General features: G+C 34.5%; 14 protein-coding genes. 8 read left to right on the top strand and 6 right to left on the bottom strand.

Features of this window, described 5'->3' with window-relative positions:
- Positions 1-159 precede the first annotated feature (159 nt).
- The 7 genes from A4F88_RS14705 (at position 160) to A4F88_RS14675 (ending at position 10,973) form a co-directional block, all read left to right on the top strand.
- The gene (locus A4F88_RS14705) at positions 160-1,347 is read left to right on the top strand and encodes an exo-beta-N-acetylmuramidase NamZ family protein (RefSeq protein ID WP_068843396.1); all 1,188 of its coding nucleotides are present in this window, start codon (positions 160-162) and stop codon (positions 1,345-1,347) included.
- Between the two features lie 48 nt (positions 1,348-1,395).
- On the top strand, positions 1,396-2,223 hold the full coding sequence (murQ, locus tag A4F88_RS14700; protein WP_068843395.1) for an N-acetylmuramic acid 6-phosphate etherase: 828 nt from the start codon (positions 1,396-1,398) through the stop codon (positions 2,221-2,223).
- Positions 2,224-2,480: 257 nt separating this feature from the next.
- The gene (locus A4F88_RS14695) at positions 2,481-3,986 is read left to right on the top strand and encodes a sodium:solute symporter (protein ID WP_068843394.1); all 1,506 of its coding nucleotides are present in this window, start codon (positions 2,481-2,483) and stop codon (positions 3,984-3,986) included.
- 253 nt (positions 3,987-4,239) lie between these two features.
- Positions 4,240-7,233 carry a serine hydrolase domain-containing protein gene (locus A4F88_RS14690; RefSeq protein ID WP_068843393.1) on the top strand — a complete coding sequence of 998 codons (2,994 nt, stop codon included), beginning with the start codon at positions 4,240-4,242 and terminating at the stop codon, positions 7,231-7,233.
- Positions 7,234-7,460: 227 nt separating this feature from the next.
- Complete coding sequence (locus tag A4F88_RS14685; protein WP_068843391.1) at positions 7,461-8,669, top strand: anhydro-N-acetylmuramic acid kinase; 1,209 nt, start codon at positions 7,461-7,463, stop codon at positions 8,667-8,669.
- Between the two features lie 54 nt (positions 8,670-8,723).
- Positions 8,724-9,995, top strand: coding sequence for an acyltransferase family protein (locus tag A4F88_RS14680; protein WP_068843389.1), 1,272 nt, complete (start codon positions 8,724-8,726; stop codon positions 9,993-9,995).
- Between the two features lie 117 nt (positions 9,996-10,112).
- Positions 10,113-10,973, top strand: a complete 861-nt coding sequence (locus A4F88_RS14675; protein WP_068843387.1) for a penicillin-binding transpeptidase domain-containing protein — start codon at positions 10,113-10,115, stop codon at positions 10,971-10,973.
- Between the two features lie 83 nt (positions 10,974-11,056).
- Here A4F88_RS14675 and A4F88_RS14670 read toward each other — a convergent pair whose 3' ends face one another.
- On the bottom strand, positions 11,057-12,922 hold the full coding sequence (locus A4F88_RS14670) for a TonB-dependent receptor plug domain-containing protein (protein WP_068843386.1): 1,866 nt from the start codon (positions 12,920-12,922) through the stop codon (positions 11,057-11,059).
- A gap of 66 nt (positions 12,923-12,988) precedes the next feature.
- Between A4F88_RS14670 and A4F88_RS14665 the strand changes: the two genes are divergently transcribed.
- A complete protein-coding gene (locus tag A4F88_RS14665; protein ID WP_068843385.1) occupies positions 12,989-14,473 on the top strand; it encodes an aminotransferase-like domain-containing protein in 1,485 nt (494 codons plus the stop codon).
- A 1,310-nt stretch (positions 14,474-15,783) separates the two neighbouring features.
- Here the strand turns inward: A4F88_RS14665 and A4F88_RS14660 are convergent.
- From A4F88_RS14660 to A4F88_RS14640, 5 genes are all read right to left on the bottom strand, one after another.
- Positions 15,784-15,990, bottom strand: coding sequence for a hypothetical protein (locus A4F88_RS14660; protein WP_068843384.1), 207 nt, complete (start codon positions 15,988-15,990; stop codon positions 15,784-15,786).
- Positions 15,991-16,187: 197 nt separating this feature from the next.
- Positions 16,188-16,697 (bottom strand): hypothetical protein, encoded by a 510-nt coding sequence (locus A4F88_RS14655; protein WP_143154962.1) that lies wholly within the window; start codon positions 16,695-16,697, stop codon positions 16,188-16,190.
- A gap of 7 nt (positions 16,698-16,704) precedes the next feature.
- Positions 16,705-17,454 carry a hypothetical protein gene (locus A4F88_RS25765; protein ID WP_068843383.1) on the bottom strand — a complete coding sequence of 250 codons (750 nt, stop codon included), beginning with the start codon at positions 17,452-17,454 and terminating at the stop codon, positions 16,705-16,707.
- Between the two features lie 104 nt (positions 17,455-17,558).
- On the bottom strand, positions 17,559-18,071 hold the full coding sequence (locus tag A4F88_RS14645) for a hypothetical protein (RefSeq protein WP_068843382.1): 513 nt from the start codon (positions 18,069-18,071) through the stop codon (positions 17,559-17,561).
- Positions 18,072-18,075: 4 nt separating this feature from the next.
- Positions 18,076-21,930: a DUF6443 domain-containing protein gene (locus tag A4F88_RS14640; protein ID WP_245179125.1), complete on the bottom strand. Its 3,855-nt coding sequence runs from the start codon at positions 21,928-21,930 to the stop codon at positions 18,076-18,078.
- Positions 21,931-21,934 lie beyond the last annotated feature (4 nt).

Raw genomic sequence — 21,934 nt, 5'->3', positions numbered from 1 at the left:
AAGATAGTCCTCAAAACTGACGAAATAAAACCTTCATCTGAAAAACTCGGATAACTTTTCTATACTACTACATCAACAATCAAAAACATCAGGTAATCAAATAATAACTTAACTTTATTTAGTCAATTTTGGCCTTCTAACTCTTAACTGTAAATTAAAATGATAAAACTTATAACAAAAAGTGTTCTTATTATACTCTCTTTATTTTACACGACATTATATTCTACACCTATAAAAAGCAACACTACAGCAACTAATACTTCTGTTATTAAAACCGGAGCTGATAATTACGAAAAATACTTACCGCTTTTAAAAGATAAAAAAGTAGGGATTGTTACCAATCAAACCGGAATTTTATCTAACAAAACACATGTGGTAGATTTTTTACTGGAGAAAAAAATTGCGGTACAAACCATTTTCGCTCCTGAACACGGATTTAGAGGAACTGCTGATGCCGGAGAACATATTGTTGACGGAAAAGACCCTAAAACCGGTTTACCTATCATCTCACTTTATGGAGATAATAAAAAACCTAAAGTAACTCAACTAGCCGGAATCGATGTGATGATTTTTGATTTGCAGGATGTTGGTGCCCGATTCTATACGTATATTTCTTCTTTACATTATGTGATGGAAGCCTGTGCAGAAAACAATGTTCCGCTGATTATTTTCGATCGTCCAAATCCTAATGGCCGCATTGTAGACGGACCTCTTTTAGAAAAAGAGTTTACAAGTTTTGTAGGCATGCACCCTATTCCGTTGCTTCACGGAATGACAATTGGAGAATATGCACAAATGATCAATGGCGAAAAATGGCTAAAAGATGCTGTTCAGTGCAAACTAACCGTTATTCCTTGTGTAGATTATAACCGAAAAATGGATTATAGCTTATTGGTAAAACCATCTCCAAATTTACCCAACGATCAAGCGATCAACCTGTATGCAAGTTTGTGCCTTTTTGAAGGAACTAATGTGAGTATGGGACGCGGAACAGAAAAACAATTCCAGATTTATGGTTCGCCTTATCTGACAAAAACAAGTTTCAGCTTTACACCTAAACCTAATTTTGGAGCCAAAGATCCGCTTTATAACGGAAAAAAATGTTTTGGCGAAGATCTTACTGCTTATCCAAAACTAAACCAATTAGAATTAAAATGGCTTATTAAAGCGTATCAGAATACCAGCGATAAAACAAAATTCTTCAATGCGTTTTTTACCAAACTGGCAGGAACAAAAAAATTACAGGAACAAATTGAAAACGGTGTTTCTGAAGATACAATTAGAAAAAGCTGGCAAAAGGATTTAGAAACCTTTAAAAAAATGAGAATGAAATACTTATTGTACTAAAATATCAAAGCTTACAAAAAGAAATTAAATATAAAAAAAATCAAAAGAATGTCACATATTAATCCAGATACAGAAAGAGAATCCCTTTATTCAAACTTAGATAAAATGAGTACGAATGAGCTGCTTACCAATATCAATAATGAAGATAAAAAAATAGCCGATATCGTTCAGGAACAAATTCCAAACATTGAAAAATTAGTCGACATTATTGTTTCTAAAATGAAACTTGGCGGAAGATTATTTTACATTGGAGCAGGAACATCCGGAAGAATCGGAATTCTTGATGCTTCAGAGTGCCCTCCTACTTTTGGAGTTCCGGACAACTGGATTATTGGTATCATAGCCGGTGGAGATTCTGCCATTAGAAAAGCAGTAGAAAATGCCGAGGATGATATCGATCAGGCGTGGAGAGATTTATCTGCTTACGAAATTTCGAGTTTAGATGTGGTGATCGGAATTGCTGCTTCAGGAAACACTCCGTATGTTATTGGCGGACTGAACAAAGCAAGAGAAAACAACATTACTACCGGAAGTATTTCCTGCAATAGTGCCAGTCTGATTTCAAAACAAGCCGATTATCCAATTGAATTAATTGTTGGCCCTGAATTTCTTACCGGAAGTACCCGAATGAAAGCCGGAACTTCTCAAAAATTAGTTTTAAACATGATCTCAACATCAGTGATGATTAAATTGGGAAGAATCTATGGTAACAAAATGATCGACATGCAGCTTTCTAATAAAAAATTAGTACAAAGAGGTGTTGAAATGATTGTAGAAGAACTTCAGATTGAAGAGAAACTAGCCTCTGAATTACTAAAGAAACACAAAAGCGTAAGAGCAGTTTTACTGGCAGAAAATAAAAATCTGGAAATCTAATCACCAAACTATTCAAATCTTTTATAGATTTATATTGATTTGATCAGATTTACATTTTTTAATTTAACACATAGAAACATTGCTTTCTATGTGGAAAAAGAATACCAAAAAGATATATATTTCTTTCACATAGTGAGCTTTCTGTTTTAAAAAAGTAAAACACTTTTTTTAAGTTTACAAAACGATGTTGCTATGTGTTTAAATTAATTACAACCTAAAAGGTTACATTTATAACAACCAAACCATAAAGCTATAAAATGACACCAAGTACAATACTTCTTCTTATTATCGTTTATTTCGGAACCTTGTTTTATATCTCACACAGAGTGAGTCGGAAAGACGACGGAAATGATGCTTTTTTTACAGCCAATAAAAACTCAAAATGGTATTTAGTTGCTTTTGGAATGATAGGAACGGCACTTTCCGGAGTAACCTTTATATCCGTTCCGGGAGAAGTAGGTGCCGCAAGTGGTGAACAATTCAAATACTTTCAGTTTGTATTGGGTAATGCCTTAGGTTTTCTGGTTATTACCAAATTATTATTGCCGCTGTATTATCGTATGAACCTGACCTCTATTTATGGCTATATCGAACAAAGAATGGGTTTTTACAGTTACAAAACTGCTGCTTCTATTTTCCTGATCAGCAGAACCGTTAGCTCGGCTTTCAGACTTTATCTGGTAGTAATTGTATTGCAGCGTTTCGTATTTGATTTTTATCATATTCCGTTTGCTTTTACCGTATTGATTTCGTTGATCCTCATTTTTTCTTATACCTACAGAGGCGGATTAAAAACCATTATTATAACGGATACTTTACAAACGTTTTTCCTTGTAACATCTGTTTTTCTTACCATTTATTTTATCTGTGATCGTATGGATTTAAGTGCTGTTAGTGCTTTTGAAGAAGTAAAAAACAGTAACTATTCTAAGATATTTTTCTTTGATGATTTTCTCGGAAGCAAATTCCATTTTGTAAAACAAATAATAGGCGGAATGTTTGTTACCATTGCCATGACAGGATTAGATCAGGATTTAATGCAAAAAAACCTGAGCTGTAAAAACATCGGCGAAGCGCAAAAAAACATGTTCACTTTTACAGGAATCTTTGTTGTTATCAATATTTTCTTTTTAAGTGTTGGAGCATTACTTTATCTGTATGCCAACAAAAACGGAATTGCGATTCCAACTGATTTAATCACCGGCAAACCCAGAACCGATTTACTTTTTCCTGAAATTGCCTTAAATCATTTAGCCGTAATTCCTGCCATTGTATTTTTACTGGGAATTATCGCCGCTACTTTTGCCACCACAGACTCTGCTTTGACCGCCTTAACGACTTCTTTTTGTGTTGACTTTTTAGGTATGGATAAAGCCGAAAACAGCAGAAAAAATACCGTGAGAACAAGACATTTAGTGCACATTAGTTTTTCGATATTGATTTTCTTTGTCATCATTATTTTCAATACAATCAATGACAGTTCTGTTGTTGGAATGATCTTTAAAGTAGCATCTTACACTTATGGTCCATTGTTAGGATTATATGCTTTTGGACTGTTCCAGAAATCAAGACATGTACATGATAAATTTGTTCCGGTGATCTGTTTATTATCTCCGTTCCTAACCTATTTAATCAATGAAAACTCGAAAGTATTATTTTCAGGTTATGTTTTTGATAATGAATTAATAGTGCTTAACGGATTAATAACCTACTTAGGATTATACCTGACAAGTTCACGCAGCAGCGAACAAATATCTTTTTAAACCAGTAAAAGCAAAAAAACAAGTTGCTACAAATAATATTTTGGGTACAATTATTTTCAATACATAGAAACACAGACTAAAATTAAAAGCAAAAGAGAGCCTGAGAAAATCATAATTTTTCAACATAACATATAGGTAATAAAATTATTGAAATGTTTTATAAAAGTTTTGTGAGCTCTGTTTCTATGTGTTAAAAACGTTTACGCTCAAAGAGTTGTAATTAGCAAAATCTATTTCCTCCAAAAATTATACTATGAAAAATCACTTCATAAAAATCAGCCTATACGCCGCACTCCTATTTTTAATTACCAATTGTGTTTCCAAAAAAAACACCGTTACTGCTACCAAAAAAGATCCGCTTTTAAAAGATACAGTTGTTTATGTTCCTAAAGACAAATCAGAGAAAAAAACCTTTTTCAAAGATTCTGACAGAGAAACGGCATGGGTTGACAGCATTTACAACAAAATGACCGTGAGAGAAAAAATAGGCCAATTGTTTATGATTTCAGCTTATTCTAACAGAGATTCTCTACATACAAAAGAAGTTAATACCTTAATTGAGGATTATAAAGTTGGTGGTTTAATTTTCTTTCAGGGCGCACCGGTTCGTCAGGCAAAATTAACCAATCTGTATCAGTCAAAAGCAAAAGTTCCGCTATTCATAGCAATCGACGGCGAATGGGGATTAGGAATGCGTTTAGATTCCACTTACATTTATCCATGGAATATGACGCTGGGCGCTATTCAGGATTTAAGTTTAATTGAAAATGTTGGACGAAATATGGCCAACGAAAACAAACGAATCGGAATCCATTTTAATTTTGCTCCCGTTCTTGACATCAATACCAATCCTAAAAACCCAATTATTGGCAACCGTTCTTTTGGTGAAGACAAAGTTAATGTAAGCGCCAGAGCTATTGCTTTAATGAAAGGTGTTCAAAGCCAGGGTGTTTTTAGTACCGGCAAACATTTTCCGGGACATGGCGATACTTCTGTCGATTCGCATAAAGCATTGCCTTTGATTGACTTTTCTAAAGACCGACTTGAACTGGTCGAATTATATCCGTATAAACAAATTTTTGACGAAGGTTTAGTATCTGTAATGGTGGCTCATCTTAGCATTCCGAGTTTAGAACCACAATCAAATTATCCTTCTTCGGCTTCTTATAACATTGTAACCAATCTGCTTCAAAAAGAGTTAGGTTTTGATGGTTTAATTTTTACGGATGGTTTAGCCATGAAAGGTGCTACAGACTTTAAAGGTCCCGGAGATTTAGAAATAGCGGTTCTTCTAGCCGGAAATGATATTTTCCTGGGTCCTGAAAATGTACCTCTGGCTTTTCAAAAATTAGAAACTGCTTATGCTGATGGTGTAATTACAGAAGAACGTCTCGCACATTCCGTAAAGAAAATATTGCATTATAAATTCAAAGCAGGATTAAATAAATATAAACCTATCCAAATTGCCAATATTTACAATGATCTTAATCCGCCTCAAAATGATGCCCTGCATTATAAATTATATGAAAATGCGATTACAGTATTAAAAAACGAAAAGGAAATACTTCCTATTCAAAACTTAGATCAGAAAATTGCCTATGTCAAATTGGGAGATGATGTAAACAGCACTTTTGTAACCACATTAAAAAAATATACTGAAGTTACCGAAGTGTCAAATAAAAATGTTGACAGCTTAAATCAGGAATTAAAAAACTATGATACCGTTATTATTGGTTTTCACAAGGTAAATAAACCATGGGACAAACAAAACTTTACAGAATCTGAATTATTCTGGTTGCAGAAAATTGCAGAAAAAAACAAAGTCATCCTGGATGTTTTTGCCAAACCTTATTCGTTATTGCCTGTTACCAATTTTGATGATATTGAAGGTCTAGTCGTTTCTTATCAAAACTCTAATATCAGTCAGGTAGTTTCAGCAGAAGTAATTTTTGGAACAGTTCCGGCAAAAGGAAAACTGCCTGTATCTATCAATGAATCTTTCAAAGTAAATGATGGATTGCCAACAGAAAAAATAAACCGTCTGGGATTTACGAGTCCGGAAAATGTAGGTATGAGTTCTGCTGTCTTATCCAAAATCGATGCCATCGCCCAAAAAGCAATTGACGGAAAAATGACTCCCGGAATGCAGGTTTTAGTTGCCCGAAAAGGAAATGTGATTTTTCAGAAATCATATGGGTATCAAACCTATGAAAATCTTAGAAAAGTGACCAATTCAGATTTATATGATGTTGCATCCGTTTCAAAAATGATTTCAACATTACCAAATGTGATGCAATTGTATGATAAAAATAAAGTAACTCTGGATACCAAATTAAAAGACATGGTACCGCTTTTTGCCAAAACCAATAAAGAAAATATCAGCTTCAAGGATTTACTGACTCATTATGCAGGACTTCAGGCATGGATTCCGTTTTACAAAGCGACACTTGATAGTAACAACCAGCCTTCTGAAAAATATTATCGCAGGGTTGCCGATGCTAAATTTTCGACAAAAGTGGCTGAAAATCTTTATATCAGAAATGACTATCACGACACCATCATGAAAATCATTGCAGATAGTCCTGTTTCTCCTAAAATAGAATACAAATACAGCGATTTTACCTTTATCATCCTGAAAGAATATTTAGAGCGAAAAACCAATAAAAAGTTAGAAGAACTAAGTCAGCAAAACTTTTACAGTACGTTGGGTATGAACAATACGCTGTACAATCCTTTAAACCGATTTGATAAAAACAATATTGCTCCTACTGAAATTGATAATTATTTCAGACATCAGGTTATTCAGGGTTATGTACATGATATGGCAGCTGCTATGGAAGGCGGAGTTGCCGGTCACGCAGGAATTTTTTCGAATGCAATGGATGTAGCCAAAATGATGCAGTTGTTTTTACAAAAAGGAAATTACGGCAACAAACATTATTTTTCTGAACAAACATTTGATGCTTTTAATACCTGTTATTACAAAGACAAAGGTGTACAGAGAGGTTTAGGCTTTGATAAAAGAGTTGGTAAAGACGGCCCAACCTGCGGCTGTGTTTCTGAATCCAGTTTTGGTCATACCGGATTTACAGGAAACATAGCCTGGGTTGATCCTGAAACAGAAATTGTTTATGTATTTTTATCCAATAGAACGTATCCTGAAGTGGTAAACGACGAAAACAAACTATCAAAAGGAAAAATTCGTGAAGATATTCAGAAAATCATTCAGGAAGCCATTATAAAATAAGGGATACAGAAAGGTAAAAAATCATCATTTATTGAACACATAAGAACATAGATTTTATTTTTTTATGTGTAGAATATAAATAAGATAATACATTATTCTCACATAGCTATGTGAATGTATGCCGGGCGAAATGACTTTTTCTAATTCCGAAAAGCGATGTTTCTATGTGTTTACTATAATTACGCTCAATAAATTAAATACTATTTTTATTTACTAAAAACAAAATCATGAATGCAAATCTGGAATCACTGTATAAAATTGCCCAAAAACCATCCCGAACTATTATTGGATTAATGTCCGGTACTTCTTTAGACGGGCTGGATGTGGCTTTATGCAAAATCTCAGGTTCAGGCGAAGATACTGAAGTACAATTAGTACAATTTGATACCGTTGACTATTCTGAAGAAATAAAATCAGAAATCAGATCTGTCTTTGCAAAGCAGACTATTGATTTTCAGAAACTCGTTTTACTGAATGAATGGATTGGAGTTCTTCATGCGAATATTATTCTGGATTGTCTGAACCGTTGGAAAATTCCGGCAAACACAGTTGATCTGGTGGCTTCGCACGGGCAAACTGTTTTTCATGCACCAAAGATTTTACACCAACAGGAAAAATTTCCAAATGCTACTTTACAAATTGGCGACGGTGATCATATTGCTGTAAAAACAGGCATTATAACAATCTCTGATTTCAGGCAAAAACACCTTGCCGCTGGTGGCGAAGGAGCACCGCTGGCCGTTTACGGAGATTATTTCATCTTTAGTAAAAAGGGCGAAAATCGTATTATGCTTAATATGGGCGGCATTGCTAATTTTACTTATTTGCCTTCAAGCCATAATCCCGAAGAAGTTTTTGTGACCGATACCGGAACAGGAAATACCCTCATTGATGCTTTTACCCGACTTTCGTTTCCTGATAAAGCCTATGATAAAGATGCCGAAATTGCCAAACGAGGCACAGTAAATATTGCTCTTTTAAAAGCTTTAAAAGCAGACGAATTCTTTCAAAAACCTTTTCCGAAAACAACTGGTCCGGAACTTTTTAGTCCTGAATATGTCAGACAGGCACAAACCAAAAGCAACACTGCAAATATTGCTATAGAAGATCTACTGGCAACCTTAACCCGATTTAGTGCCGAAACCATAGCCGAAGCCATTCATACGACCATAAATAACACAGCATATCTTGCCGAAAACTTTACCGTTTATATGTCCGGAGGAGGCGCTCATAATCCGTTATTAGTGGGCTGGCTCAAAGAGTTACTGCCTTGTACTTTTGCCAATACTGATTCTTTAGGAATCTCAGGAGATGCAAAAGAAGCCATACTTTTTGCCATTTTAGCCAATGAAACGGTTTCCGGTGGCACTTTAGATTTTGGACCACGCAAGAGAATTCCATCAGTATCAATGGGAAAAATTTCTTTCCCCGGCTAATCCTCATGAGAACTTTCTGTTTTAAATAATTAACGAAACCAAAAAAACGAACCAATGACAAAAGAACGTTTAACCTCGCTCGATGTATTTAGAGGATTTACTATTTTATTAATGACCATAGTCAACAATCCAGGAAGTTGGGATTCTATATATCCTCCGTTAGAACACGCCGAATGGAACGGCTGTACGCCTACTGATTTAGTTTTTCCCTTTTTTGTTTTTATAATGGGAACAGCAATACCTTTTGCAATGCCGGTAAAACATTTTGATTCCGGCGTTTTTAATAAAATCCTGGTTCGCTCCTTGCGAATTTTCTGTTTAGGATTGTCTCTAAACTATTTTAGCAGAATTCATTTATTTGATTTAGAAGGAATCCCTCTGTTATTGTTGAGGTTGGTGATCACTTTTGCCGTTGCTTATGCCCTTTTGGGGAACTTTACTTTAAAAGTAAAAACCTATCTTGTTTTTGGCATTTTTGCCCTGTTGCTATTTCTTGCCTACAGTAAACTGGAAGCTTTTGAAGACGTAAGAATCCCTGGTGTTTTACAACGAATTGGTATTGTATATTTCTTTACTTCTCTTTTATATTTAAAGACCAGTTTAAAAACACAGCTTTTAGTTGTAGCTTCTCTTTTAATCGGTTATTGGCTTATCATGGCTTTTATTCCGGTTCCGGGATTTGGCCCGGCCAATTTTGAAAAAGGAACAAATCTAGCTGCATGGTTAGATAATACAGTTTTAAACGGGCATTTATGGAGTTTTTCTAAAACCTGGGATCCGGAAGGAATTTTGAGTACTTTGCCGGCAATAGGTACCGGAATTATCGGAATGTATATTGGTCAATTGCTAAACCTGCCAGTCGCAAAAACTGAAATTATAAAGAAACTTGCCATTTCAGGAATTGTTTTATTGATTTTGGGTTTAATCTGGAATACATTTTTCCCTATTAACAAATCACTCTGGACCAGTTCTTATGTTTTATATACAGCCGGAATCGCTACAATATGTCTGACTTTGTTGTATTATATCATTGATGTTGCCCACTATAAAAAATGGACTAAACTCTTTTTAATCTGGGGCGTAAATCCTATGATTGTATTTTACTTTTCTGGAATAATTCCGAGAGTTTTGAGTTCGATTAAAGTTCAAAACCCTGAAATTGGCGGAGAAGAAATAGGTCTTCAGACATTAATTTACAAATTTAAAATCGCACCTTGCTTTGAAAATCCTTTGAATGCCTCATTGGCGTATGCCCTGTCTTATGCTGTTTTCTGGTCGTTTATTCTTTGGATTTTATATAAAAGAAAATTGATTTTTAAAGTGTAATAGTTTTGTATTTTTTTCTCCTTTTTGGTTTAAAACAATTCAAAATTAGATTTATAAACAAAAGAGGCGATTAGTTAAATCGTCTCTTTTAATTTTAGGGTTAAAAACAGTTACAGGATGAAATTGAAATTAGTATCATTTGGGTTTATAGCTATCGGGCTTTTTTTCTCTTGTTCTTCAGGAAATAAAATAGCCAAAGATTCAATTGCCCTTACTCCCGATAAAGTTGAAATACGTTCTGATTTTAAAAAGTATTTTGACAACTGCAATGCAGAAGGTTCAATTGCCATTTATGACAATCAAAATCAAAAATGGATTTTATCTGATACTGTTAGCGTCAAAAAAGAAACATTACCGGCGTCAACCTTTAAAATCATTAATCTGCTTATTGCTTTAGAAACCAAAACAATTTCTAATGAAAATGAAATTGTAAAATGGCCCGGAAGTACAGATACTATCAAATATGATTATCGCCCTGATATTTATCATGACATAAGCGTAAAAGAAGCTTTTGAAGTTTCGGCTGGCTGGGCATTTATAGAACTGGCGAAGAAAATTGGTAAGGAGAATTACAAAAAATACTTATCGCTTTGCCATTACGGAAATCTGGATCTTTCGCAAACAGATCCTGACTTTTGGAATTTTGGTGCTTTTGGAATCTCTCCAGTCAATCAGGTTGAATTTCTTAAAAATTTGTACGAAGAAAAACTTCCTTTTTCTAAACGAAATATCGAAATCGTAAAAGAAGTAATGATAAGCGAACAAAATCAAGATTATACCATTCACTCCAAAACGGGCTGGACACGAGAAAATGAAATCAACACGGGCTGGTGGGTTGGCTATTTGAAAAATAAAAAAGGGGTTTATTTTTTTGCAACACGTCTTTTACAAAACCGAAAAATTAACCAATCTGATTTTGGGAATTGCAGAAAAGACATTACAAAAACTGCTTTTAGGGATTTGGATATTATAAAATGAAAATCATAAACGAAATTTTAGATTAACAAAAAAGGGAAGATATTTAAAAACATCTTCCCTCTTTATAACTAACCATTTATAATTTAAAAACTCACAAATTTTACTCCTGCACTAAACCATCTTGCCGGTAACGGAAATGCTCCAACCTCAAAATAAGTAGTATTAAAAATATTTTGGGCATCTATAAAAAATGTAAATTTCTTAACAGACTGGCTTACTCTCAAATCATTAATCCAGTAAGAAGCTCCGGTAACTCTTTCGTTAAAACGGGTTGCCAGTAAAATTGAAAAATCTTTACGCTGAAAATCTATCGTATTGGTTATTTGATGCTTTAAAGAAGAAATCAAATATTTAGAAAAAGGCTCCGGACGTGTATCTTTAAATCTGGAATCTAAATAAGAATACCCCAGGTTAAAATTCAGTTTAGACAGAGCAGACAGATCGATTTTGTATGTACCACGCATGTTGATTCCATTGGTAATTAAATCGCCATAGTTCTGACTTTGCCAAGGCACAGTAGTCACCATACGTGTCCAGTCTATATAATTACTGATTTCTCTGTAAAAATAATTCACATTAAGATTTAAAGATTTTCGGCTGAATTTAAACCCAATTTCGCTTTGCAAAGCATTTTCAGAAACCAGATCAGGATTTCCGATATTTCCCGGACGCTGATTTAAATACAAATCTGTAAAAGAAGGAATTCTTTGGCTGGTACCAATATTTCCAATAATCTTAAATTCGTTTGTAAGCTCATAACTGGCATCAATACCCGGATAAATCTGCCATTTATAATCCGAATTGTAGTTCAGGTAAGTCCCTAAATTTACATTTAGCTTTTCGAAGAAACTCGTTCTGTATTCTGCATAAAATCCCACATTTTCGCGATCATGATCTCCAATATTGGAAGAATGAATATCCTCATTTCTGAATTCGGCACCAAAACCTATTTCGCCATTTTCTGTTTTAATAGAAGAGTTAAGTTCTGCGGCAATCGAGTTGGTGTAATGCTGGCTTCTTCCGGCATTTAAATTACTGTTGCCATAATAACGATAATCATCATAATTGTACCTGTAGCTCACTCTTGGCATTATTTTCCATTTGTCAGTAATTGCATGTTTGGACTGAATGGTGGCAAAGGTAGTTTGTACTACTTCGGTCGAGTTTTTGTCTCCGGGCGCTGCATAAAAACCGTTTGCCCCAAATCCGTTGTTGACATAACCAAACGACCCTAAAATTTCATTAGAATCATTGATCTGAACATTTCCCTGATACAATATTTTATTGTTTTCGAATCCGGTATTATAGCGATATCCGTTGCTTTTATCGTGCGATGCAAAAATAGAATGCTGTTGTTTCTCTTTGCCTAAAACTGCTCCCAGCTGAATACCGGTATTGTAAAATGTATCGCCTGAATCCTGAGTATCTTTTTCGAAATTAGAACCGGCATAAGTACTTACCAAAAACCCAGAATCGGTTGGTTTTTTGGTGATAATATTAATTGCTCCGGTTAAGCTGTTAATACCAAATATTCTGGCGGCCGGTCCGCGCAAAACTTCGATTCTCTCAATCGCTTCAACCGGAAGCGGTAAATTTAGCATATTGTGAGCGGTTTGTGAGTCAATAATTTTTGCTCCGTTTAGCAGTACAACGGTTTGTTCAAAACTTCCGCCATCAACACTAATATCGGCTTGTCCGCCAAACGGACCTCTTTGTCTGATATCTACTCCGTTTGCATACTGCAGCACTTCCTGAAGCGTTCGTCCTGGCAGTTTTTTTATTGTTTCACTATTGATAACGTATACATTTCGGTTTTGTTTAGAAATTGGAGTGCTTAAGCGGTTTTCATGAATAATTACTTCATTAATTTCTATAATCGTATCTCTTTTGGTTTGAGCATACGTATTAACAGCCATTAAGGTTAAGACTGCAAAATAGATTTTTTTCATTTTGGTTTAAAATTTTTGCAAAAGTAGTACCTTGCCGTACTAATCAAGTATACCAGTTTTATAATTATGAGTGGTCCGGTTCAAATTCCGTTTAAAAGTTTTATTCAGCTAAAGCCTGAAGAAAGCACAGCGCTTTATCTTCAGATCGTTTTTGAATTTATTAAAGCGATACAAACCGGATTTCTTCCGGAAGGAACAAAACTCCCGGGTACACGTATATTATGCAAGCTTTTGTCTGTAAACAGAAACACGCTCATCAAAGCTTTTCAGGATCTGGAATCTCAAGGCTGGATTGAAACACTACCTAACAAGGGCACTTTTATTCTTTCGCAGCATAAACAAAAAAATAAAACCGAATATATTACAGTAAAAAATCAAACCTCATCAGACACGAATACCGGTTTTACCTTTAATCGTTCTGCCATTCTTGAAAATCCAACAGAAACAAGTACTCTTCCGTATCAGTTTAATGATGGTTTACCTGATTTACGGCTGGTACAAAATGAGGTTTTAGCAAGGTTGTATGTTTCAAAATTAAAGAGACAGAAAAGTTCTAAAACCTATGAGCAGATTCAGATACAATCTCATTTAAATTTTAAAACTCATTTTTCCAATTATTTGAACCTCACCCGTGGTTTACGTATTTCAACCTCCAACCTGCTTACCACCAACAGCCATGAAATTAGTTTGTATCTCGTTACAAAAGCGCTTATTTCTCCGGGCGACAAAGTGGTAGTCGCTTCTCCGGGTTATTATATTTCTAATATGACACTAACCAATACCGGAGCGCAGATTATTACGATACCGGTGGATCAGGACGGAATTGATACGAACCTTCTTAAAGAAATTTGTGAAGAATCTGAGATCAGAATCCTGTATCTTACGTCTAATTATCATTATCCCACGACGATTTCTTTGAGCGCTAAAAGAAGAATGGAAGTATTGGAACTGGCCCATCAATATGGATTTATTATTTTGGAGGATGATTATGATTTTGACTTTCATTATGATAACAATCCTATTTTACCTCTAGCCGCTTTTGACTCCAATCAAAAAGTGGTTTATATAGGCTCTTTTGGAAGATCGCTTCCTTCCGGATTCAGCTATGGTTTTGTGAGCGCACCATCTGAATTTATTCAGGAATTAGAAAAATATCAAAACATTTTAGAACCAGGAATCGATGTGATCAAAGAACAGGTTCTAACAGAATGGATTAACGAAGGCGAAGTACATCGCTTATCCAAAAAAAACAAAAAGATCTATAAGGAACGCAGGGATTATTTTGTTTTGTTATTAAAGGAAAAGCTGGGTCCCAAAATTAAATTTAAAACTCCCGCACGAGGACTAGCTGTCTGGATTGAATGGCTCGACACCTTTAACTTAATAACATTACAAAAAGAATGTGCCTCCAATGGATTGTTTCTGCCTAAAACACTGCTCTATCAAACTAAAAACCTAACGGCAACCCGTTTAGGATTCGGTCATTTAGAAACAGAAGAAATGGAAAATGCGATTTCTATTTTATGTAAATCGATTGAGGAAATTATATGATAACTTGTTTATAGTGAAGAGATTTTTATGGTTATTATTTTATAACAAATGTATCTTTTGCCAGATTTTGTTTTTCTATATTTTATCATATGTCTAATTTAATCAACACATCTGATACATTACCACACTTTTTTATTTGTATTCTCTGTCGATACAAAGTCAGAGGTATTTGCAGAGCTTTTCATTCGAAGACTTCAATAAGTGAAGGGATTAATCATTTTTCTTATAATAAATGTAATTCTTTCAATATGCATATTACTCCTAACAATATAAAAGCAATACCTCCGGCATACCCCTGAAAATTTACACTTGTTAACGGATACGAAGGTGGTCTTTTTGTCATAAAAATAACGACCCCAGTACCGAAAATTATCATTGAAATGCCTATTTCTATATTCTGCATTGTATCTCTTTATTATTTTTTATTTTATACTTTCAACGACCAATTTCAAGAACTTGGGTTATTGGATTTTTAATATAACTAAAATGTATGTCTCCTAAATGATTGTATTGAAACACATAAAAACAATTACCATTTGGATATTTTAAATAACCTTTTGCTGTTGAGGATTCTCTTTCTATTTAGCATACAAAATTATGCTTGGTATCTGTTTTTTAAATTATTGAATCTATATGTGATTATAAATGCTATACAATATAATATCAAACCAACTGATAACCCAAGTAAAATATACTCAGGATAAATAAATATTTTTATAATTATTTTATCAATCATTATAAAAGTCAATATTCCTAAAAATGAAGATATTCCAATGATAATCTTGTTATTATTTGATGACTTTTTGAATAGTTGAAAGCTCACAAAAACAATTGATAAAATTATAGGGATATTAAAAGTTAAAAATAAATACAACTCAATTTTTGTTTTAAACTCATCTAACTTAAAATCTAATTTATGAAAATACGGGTCTGTTATCACTAAATAAATTAAGAATAACATACTGATAAGCCCACAGGAAAGATATGACTGAAGATAATTTAAGATAAATTTTAATGTCTTTCCTTTCATGTTTTTATTTTCTTGTTTGATTAACTGAATGGTTATTATACATGCTTTCTAATTCGAGGGTTCTTTGAACTTTATTATCAATGAATCAGATCACCTGCGCAGGATTAGGTAGTTCCCTGCTATTACTACCTGTTTCATTGGAGACTATTAATTTAAATGGCTCTGGAACTGATTAAAGTTACATAATTGAACTTGTAAAGCCAGATCCAAAAACATTTTTTATATTCTTTGTCGATGATCTTTGCGCCACATGAAAGAATTCGTGCGGGAGCGGGGCTAGCTAAATATTAATTTCATTTTTTATTAAAAAATAAAAAACTGCACATGCTATTATTAAGGTTATAAAATAACCTACCCAAACATTTCTATTTTCATATTCTTTTGCAAATTGATCTGTCAATTTTCCTTTAAATCCTTTTATGATCCAAAAAAAGAAACCTCCAACCCAAATAGAGGTAAGTTTCGCTGCAAACGGTTCTTTTGCCATATTTTATTTTTAGCTTCAGTTTCTTTTACTGCTTTAATAGAGTCTCTTGTATTCATAGCCGGGTCATAATTTCTTGCTCCATAGTCTTACATCGTAAACCCTAGCTCGTCTTGAAGCTCCTTGCCGTTCTACTTATACTTGTATATTGATGCCATTTACGTTCACTAGCAAGATGCTCGCGCCAGCTACGGGATATATTACCTTTTTTTATTCTTTGGTCGCTCAATAACATAAACTCCTCGCGTAAGCCTAATCTCATCAGTAATAATACGAGTCCCTAATTTTCCATCTTTTAGCTTACCTCCATTTTCTATCATTACTTGATCCGTAATAATCCCATCAAAATAATTTAATCCTAATTTAGTAAACTTAATATTGTATAATGGAATAACCCTATTATTTTCAGCTACAAATGTATCTTTAACCACAGTTTTTAAATAATTCAGATTATAATTCTTTTCATTTGTTAGAAGAAAAGAATAGAAAAGAAATCGCGCTTTTTTTACATCATCAAAACTAGTAGTGATAGTATCCAAACGATTTTTATAGTTTATTTTGCCCTCATACCCCTCATTCACATAAACAGTATCGGGAAAAATGAGAAATATTTCTTCTTTGTTTTTCTTTATTTCTTTTACTAGACTTATTTTTTCTTTTTTACACGAAAATAATGTGCCTATTAGTATAAAAATTAATACTCTATTCATAAGTTTATTATTTATAATAATCAATCTTTTTTTGAAGTTCTTGATTTTCAGATTTTACATTTTGTTCAGCTTTCATATGATTCAATTTATTCATTTTATCAATCACGCTTTTTTGTGATTTATTAACTGTTGTGTCATTGGGAGACGGGTCTCTAAAAAGTGTAGATTTATTCCAACCAGCGGTGCCTGTAGCACTATAGTTTTCTAATTTCATTGTAATTTTTTCCCCTTCAGCATTATTTGATGTATTATTTGTATTTGAAACAGATGAATTATTCGAAAGGGTCTCAAAAACATTATTTAATGTTGGATCCTGTGCTAAATTTGAAAAAATATTTGCTCCGTTCATGACTTTTGACCCACCTAAATTTGGAGCATAAGCAACTGCTAATCCTTGAAGAAAATCGCCATCAATAGTACCACTAGACGTTACTCCAGGTGATGGGTTAAATAACCCCGGAGTCCCTCCAATACCATTTTTCCCAACTGTTACACCTCCAATTTGATAACCATCTACAGGCTTTATCTCAGCATTTGAAATAACACTTGAAATCGCTTGCATAACATTTGAAGTACCTGTTTGAAAAGAACTCACTGCAGAATTATATTTACTAGAAATCCACCCTCCAAAACTAGCAGTAGGATTTCTTGGGGCTAATTCTAAACCTTCTAACTCCCTACCCATTCCCATTTTATTTTCCTGAAAAGCATAAGTTGAGTTATATGGATACTTTTCAGCTAATGGATCAACACACATAAACCTGCCAATTGTATAATCATAATTTCTCCACTTGAAGCTGTCCCAATTTAGTGATAGCTCATCTTGACGTTCTTGACCTTGATACTTATACTTTCTTTTCCTTATTTAGTCTGTCTATTTATCACAATAACTTTGCGTGTTATCCGCTCTTCATTTTCTATAAGCCTCACAAGTTGAGAACCATTCTTGTCTTTTTTACCTGTATCAATGATAACACAGTCATTTATGATACCGTCAATATAATTAATGCCAGGTTTGGTAAATTTTACATCATAAATAGAAATTTCCTTATTATTATCTGCTCCAAATTTCTTTGCAACTTTTTTTAAATGAATGTAATCAGGGTCTGGTTTATCTACTATTGTTAAATAAAAAAGAACATATCGATTCTTTTTCTTATCATCAAAACTTGTTGTAATAGTATCTAATATACTTTTGTAATTAATAACTCCACTATACAAATCATTTACATAAACAGTATCCGGAAATTCTATTTTATATTCTATTTTCTTTTTAATTTCTTTGTTAAGAACTTCTTCATTTTTTTTACAAGAAGACATTATGGATTGTAATGCAAATCCAATTATTAAGACTAAATTTCTATTCTTTGACATAATATTAATATCCAAATTTTCTTTTATGCTCTATATTTTTTTCTCTTGATTCTTTGGCTGATCGGACTGAATCTCTTGTGTTTAATACATTAATTATAGATTTATTTCCTATTGGAACTGTGGTATCAATAGGCTTTCCAGCAAAAGGAACAGAGTTACTTACACCTACAGGATCTGGAGCTGTATAATGATATCTTTGACCCGTAAATATTTCTGGTTCAGTAGGGGTAGCAGTAGCTTCAGGAGTAGATTGGTTATTAGAATTACCATACTTCAATTTCATTCCTAATCCCATTGTTGTTGGATTTGACATTAGATAACTATTAAATAAATCAGCTAACACATTAACTGAATTAAGTAGATTACTTACAACTCCACCGCCTGTTGTATCTGCATTAATCGATCCAGAACCTCTATCGTTTCCTAAATTTCCACTACCTCCTACAGCATCTCCTCCATAACCAAAAATTCTCAATCCATCACTAGAGGGATTCGTATAATTATCCGATGATGAAATACTTCCATCTGCATTATAATTAAGAGTATAATTTCCAGCATCATTTGAAACATCTTCTGTATAAGTTGCCCCAACATACGAATCGCCGTCATTTAATTGAGTTGAAGCATTTTCTTTAGTAAGATTAGGGTCAAATATCATATTCCCATTAGCATCAGTTTTCCAGTCATCTGCCATCATACCATCAGGATCAATAAAATAAACAGGATTATTAAGCGCATAAACATACGGAGAGTAACGTCTTGATTTCTCCGCCAGCGGGTCTATATTCATCCAACGACCTAAAGCAGGGTCATAATTCCTAGCTCCATAGTCGTACATCGCAAGCCCTAGCTCATCTTGCAACTCCTTGCCGTTGTACTTGTATTTTAAAGCATCACTGGTTGAGTTTTTAACCGTATTGTATCCTTCCTGTTTTAATCCAAACGGATAATAATTGTTTTCCTCCTGAATTACCAGGTTTTTATCATAACTCAAACGAACATTACCCAAATGATCTTTGTATTGATATACATATTTATAAGAACCTGCTGAAGGTTCTATATAACCCTCTGCTGTTGGGAAAAATTTAAGTGTACCGTTGTTGTACTGGTAGCCTCCCAGATAATCTGTTGTGATTGTTGGCTTTCCTGTTTCATTAACAATTTTCTGTACTTTTTGTCCTGCAGCATTGTAAATATACACAATATTACCGGTAGCAGCAAAGGTAATTTGAGTAGGCAGATTCAGGTGATTGTAAGTAATAGAAGTGATATTTTTATTAGTGTCGCTGGTCATATTACCATTAGCATCATAACTATATTGGTTTGTTGTGTTTGCTGGGGCAATTTGGGTGGTAAAACCAAAATAATTATTTCCGTCTTCTTTTATTCTACTTAACTGGTTTCCATCGTAATAATAAGTCATATAGTCCATCCACTCTAAATTTGCCTGCGAAACGACATCTCCTGAGCGGTGCAGAAAAGTAATGTTACCGTTTTTGTCGTATTGTAACTTTTCAAAATAGCTTGAATTCTCAGCAGTGGTTGTATTGTTTCTAAAATCAGCATTTATAAGCCTGTTGAGCTTATCATAACTATAATTATAGCTTCTGATTGTGTTTTCTGAATTGGAAGTTTTCCAATTGGTCTGGCTTATATTTCCGTTATATAATGCAGTACCTCCTGTTGTGGGATTATTGTAGTTGATCTGGAAAGCAAACAAATCTTTAGGATCACTGTCCTGAGTAAGCGCATTTACATTGTTGATTGCCGTCATCCACCCACGGATATTATAGGTATAATTGATATTTTGGGTATTGTTCCCTACTTTTTTAGAAATAAGCTGCCCCAGTTCATCATAGGTATTCTCTGCAATTGTTTCGATATTACCGCCATTGATCTGGTGTGTTTGTGTCAATAAACGGTCTTGTAATGAGTAAGTAAAGGTATCTTTGGTTACCAGTTCTGTTTCGTTTGTTCTTTTGTGGTGGGTAATGCTATATTGGGGTTTGCCTAAAAAGTCCAGTTTACTATCGGTATAGGTATATCCGCCTAAATGGTTTGCTGTATAAGTTCGAACCGGTCTTGCTTTATCATCATAAAAAGTGGCCGTGGTTTCGCCTAGTGTTTCTGTGCTGGTGGTAAGCACTCTTGTCCAGGAAGCAGCTGTGAGTCCTTTTATCTGTGCTGTGGTACGTACGGCAGCTCCTTCTACACTTACAGGAACTGTAATAGATGGTGTACCTGGTAAGGTATAATTATCATAATAATTTACTGTAAGGAGCTTAAATACTTTTGGTTCTACCACATTACTGTAATAAGCCGGAATCTGGTCCAGACTTCCGCTGGTTTGTTTGCTTTCGCTTAAAATGGTAAGTGAAGTACTGTTTTGTGCTGCCTGCAAAGTTTTTCTTCCTTCTGTTGTGGCTGGCGAAGCTGTAGCCCAGGCTGTATATACCGGACGGTTAAAAGCATCATATTTGGTAATAATCCATCCTACTGAACTCAGGTCTAAAAAAGGAGCATTAGCCGGTCCTGTTGCCACTACCCTGTCCAGTTTGTCATAAACAATAAACTCCCATTGTTTTCCCGGCAGTTTTTTCTCTACCAGTCTGTTACGATGATCGTATTTGTACTGATAACATAAGTTGTCTAAAACACTCTGGTTTCCGTTGTCGATACTGGCAACAAAAGTGCTTCCGGTCTGAGCATTAAAACCTGGTAGTAATCGAATAGAATTGGTTGCCATGAGATTTAAGGTAGTACCAGAGGCTACTACAGCTGTAGAGGTCAGATCTGCCTGCAGGGTTGTTGTTGAACCTATAAGATCTACCGCTTTTGGTGGTATTACATAGGTCAGGTTTCCATAAATATCATATACATAGTAAGTATCATGTTTTACTTGTGCATCATAGGTTCTTTTTAAAACAACCTGCCCTTCTTTGTTCTTAAATTCTACTGTTGAACCATTGGCTTCCAGAGGAGAAGCCGCCGTGTTTTCATCATAGGTAATATTTTTATAGAGCTCATTGGCAGGATAACTTCCGGAATCTGAAAAACTAATATCATATAATCCTGAAGTGGGGTTCCAGGAGGTATTGGCTATATAAAGTTTTACCTCATCTGTGCCATTGGCCTGATAATCCAGTTTGATCTCATGACCTGATCCTGATTTCCAGTCATTGCCTGCAGCTGCCTGTTTTAAAACACGATTGAGCGGAGAAGCTTCTAATTCTTTTTTGCTAAAAGGGTTCGTTGTTGCTTCTAGTGCCGGATTGCCGTTAAGTACCGGGTTAGGGCTACTGTAATACGACAATACATTTGTTTTTCCTGCAGGATCAAAAGTCATGTTGGCCGTTTCGGACTTAAAAGGTAAATATTCTTCTGTCTGTCTTCCAAAACCATCATATTCGATATGGGTTATAATATCTTTTGATGATGCAGATTGTCTGTAGGCAATTTGCTGAATGGGTCTTCCCAGTCCGTCAAAATAAGTTATGTTTTGGGATGCCTGATCCAGGGATGGAGAGTCTAAAGCAGCAGTTACGGGTTTCTTGTATGTTGTGGTAAGTATATAGTTAAGAGATACTGAAGGAGCTGCAACCGGATCCGGACTGCCAGAACCACTTCCACTTCCGGGATCTGCAGGAACAATTGGGTCAAGAGGACCAGTTGGATCGGAAGGAAAAGGGTCAAGAGGATCTGCAGGAAGCCCGGGACCTCCGGGTTCAGTTGGTGGAAATGGATCTGGCTCATACACGGTTGTGACTGTAGTCGTTTGATTTGAGCTTTTATTATTTTGTGTATATCCCAAAAGAGTACACCCAAAAAGTACTATACAAAGTATTATTTTCTTTCTCATTTTG

Source organism: Flavobacterium chilense (genome assembly GCF_001602525.1).
In the GTDB taxonomy this organism is placed as follows: domain Bacteria; phylum Bacteroidota; class Bacteroidia; order Flavobacteriales; family Flavobacteriaceae; genus Flavobacterium; species Flavobacterium chilense.
The sequence above is the reverse complement of the archived record's forward strand: the minus strand, read 5'-3'. Positions and strand labels throughout refer to the sequence as shown.

Bases quoted from the DNA above. Each gene is read 5' to 3' on its own strand.
- A4F88_RS14705 (WP_068843396.1), top strand. From the start codon at position 160: ATGATAAAACTTATAACAAAAAGTGTTCTTATTATACTCTCTTTATTT.
- murQ (WP_068843395.1), top strand. From the start codon at position 1,396: ATGTCACATATTAATCCAGATACAGAAAGAGAATCCCTTTATTCAAAC.
- A4F88_RS14695 (WP_068843394.1), top strand. From the start codon at position 2,481: ATGACACCAAGTACAATACTTCTTCTTATTATCGTTTATTTCGGAACC.
- A4F88_RS14690 (WP_068843393.1), top strand. From the start codon at position 4,240: ATGAAAAATCACTTCATAAAAATCAGCCTATACGCCGCACTCCTATTT.
- A4F88_RS14685 (WP_068843391.1), top strand. From the start codon at position 7,461: ATGAATGCAAATCTGGAATCACTGTATAAAATTGCCCAAAAACCATCC.
- A4F88_RS14680 (WP_068843389.1), top strand. From the start codon at position 8,724: ATGACAAAAGAACGTTTAACCTCGCTCGATGTATTTAGAGGATTTACT.
- A4F88_RS14675 (WP_068843387.1), top strand. From the start codon at position 10,113: ATGAAATTGAAATTAGTATCATTTGGGTTTATAGCTATCGGGCTTTTT.
- A4F88_RS14670 (WP_068843386.1), bottom strand. From the start codon at position 12,922: ATGAAAAAAATCTATTTTGCAGTCTTAACCTTAATGGCTGTTAATACG.
- A4F88_RS14665 (WP_068843385.1), top strand. From the start codon at position 12,989: ATGAGTGGTCCGGTTCAAATTCCGTTTAAAAGTTTTATTCAGCTAAAG.
- A4F88_RS14660 (WP_068843384.1), bottom strand. From the start codon at position 15,990: ATGGCAAAAGAACCGTTTGCAGCGAAACTTACCTCTATTTGGGTTGGA.
- A4F88_RS14655 (WP_143154962.1), bottom strand. From the start codon at position 16,697: ATGAATAGAGTATTAATTTTTATACTAATAGGCACATTATTTTCGTGT.
- A4F88_RS25765 (WP_068843383.1), bottom strand. From the start codon at position 17,454: ATGTGTGTTGATCCATTAGCTGAAAAGTATCCATATAACTCAACTTAT.
- A4F88_RS14645 (WP_068843382.1), bottom strand. From the start codon at position 18,071: ATGTCAAAGAATAGAAATTTAGTCTTAATAATTGGATTTGCATTACAA.
- A4F88_RS14640 (WP_245179125.1), bottom strand. From the start codon at position 21,930: ATGAGAAAGAAAATAATACTTTGTATAGTACTTTTTGGGTGTACTCTT.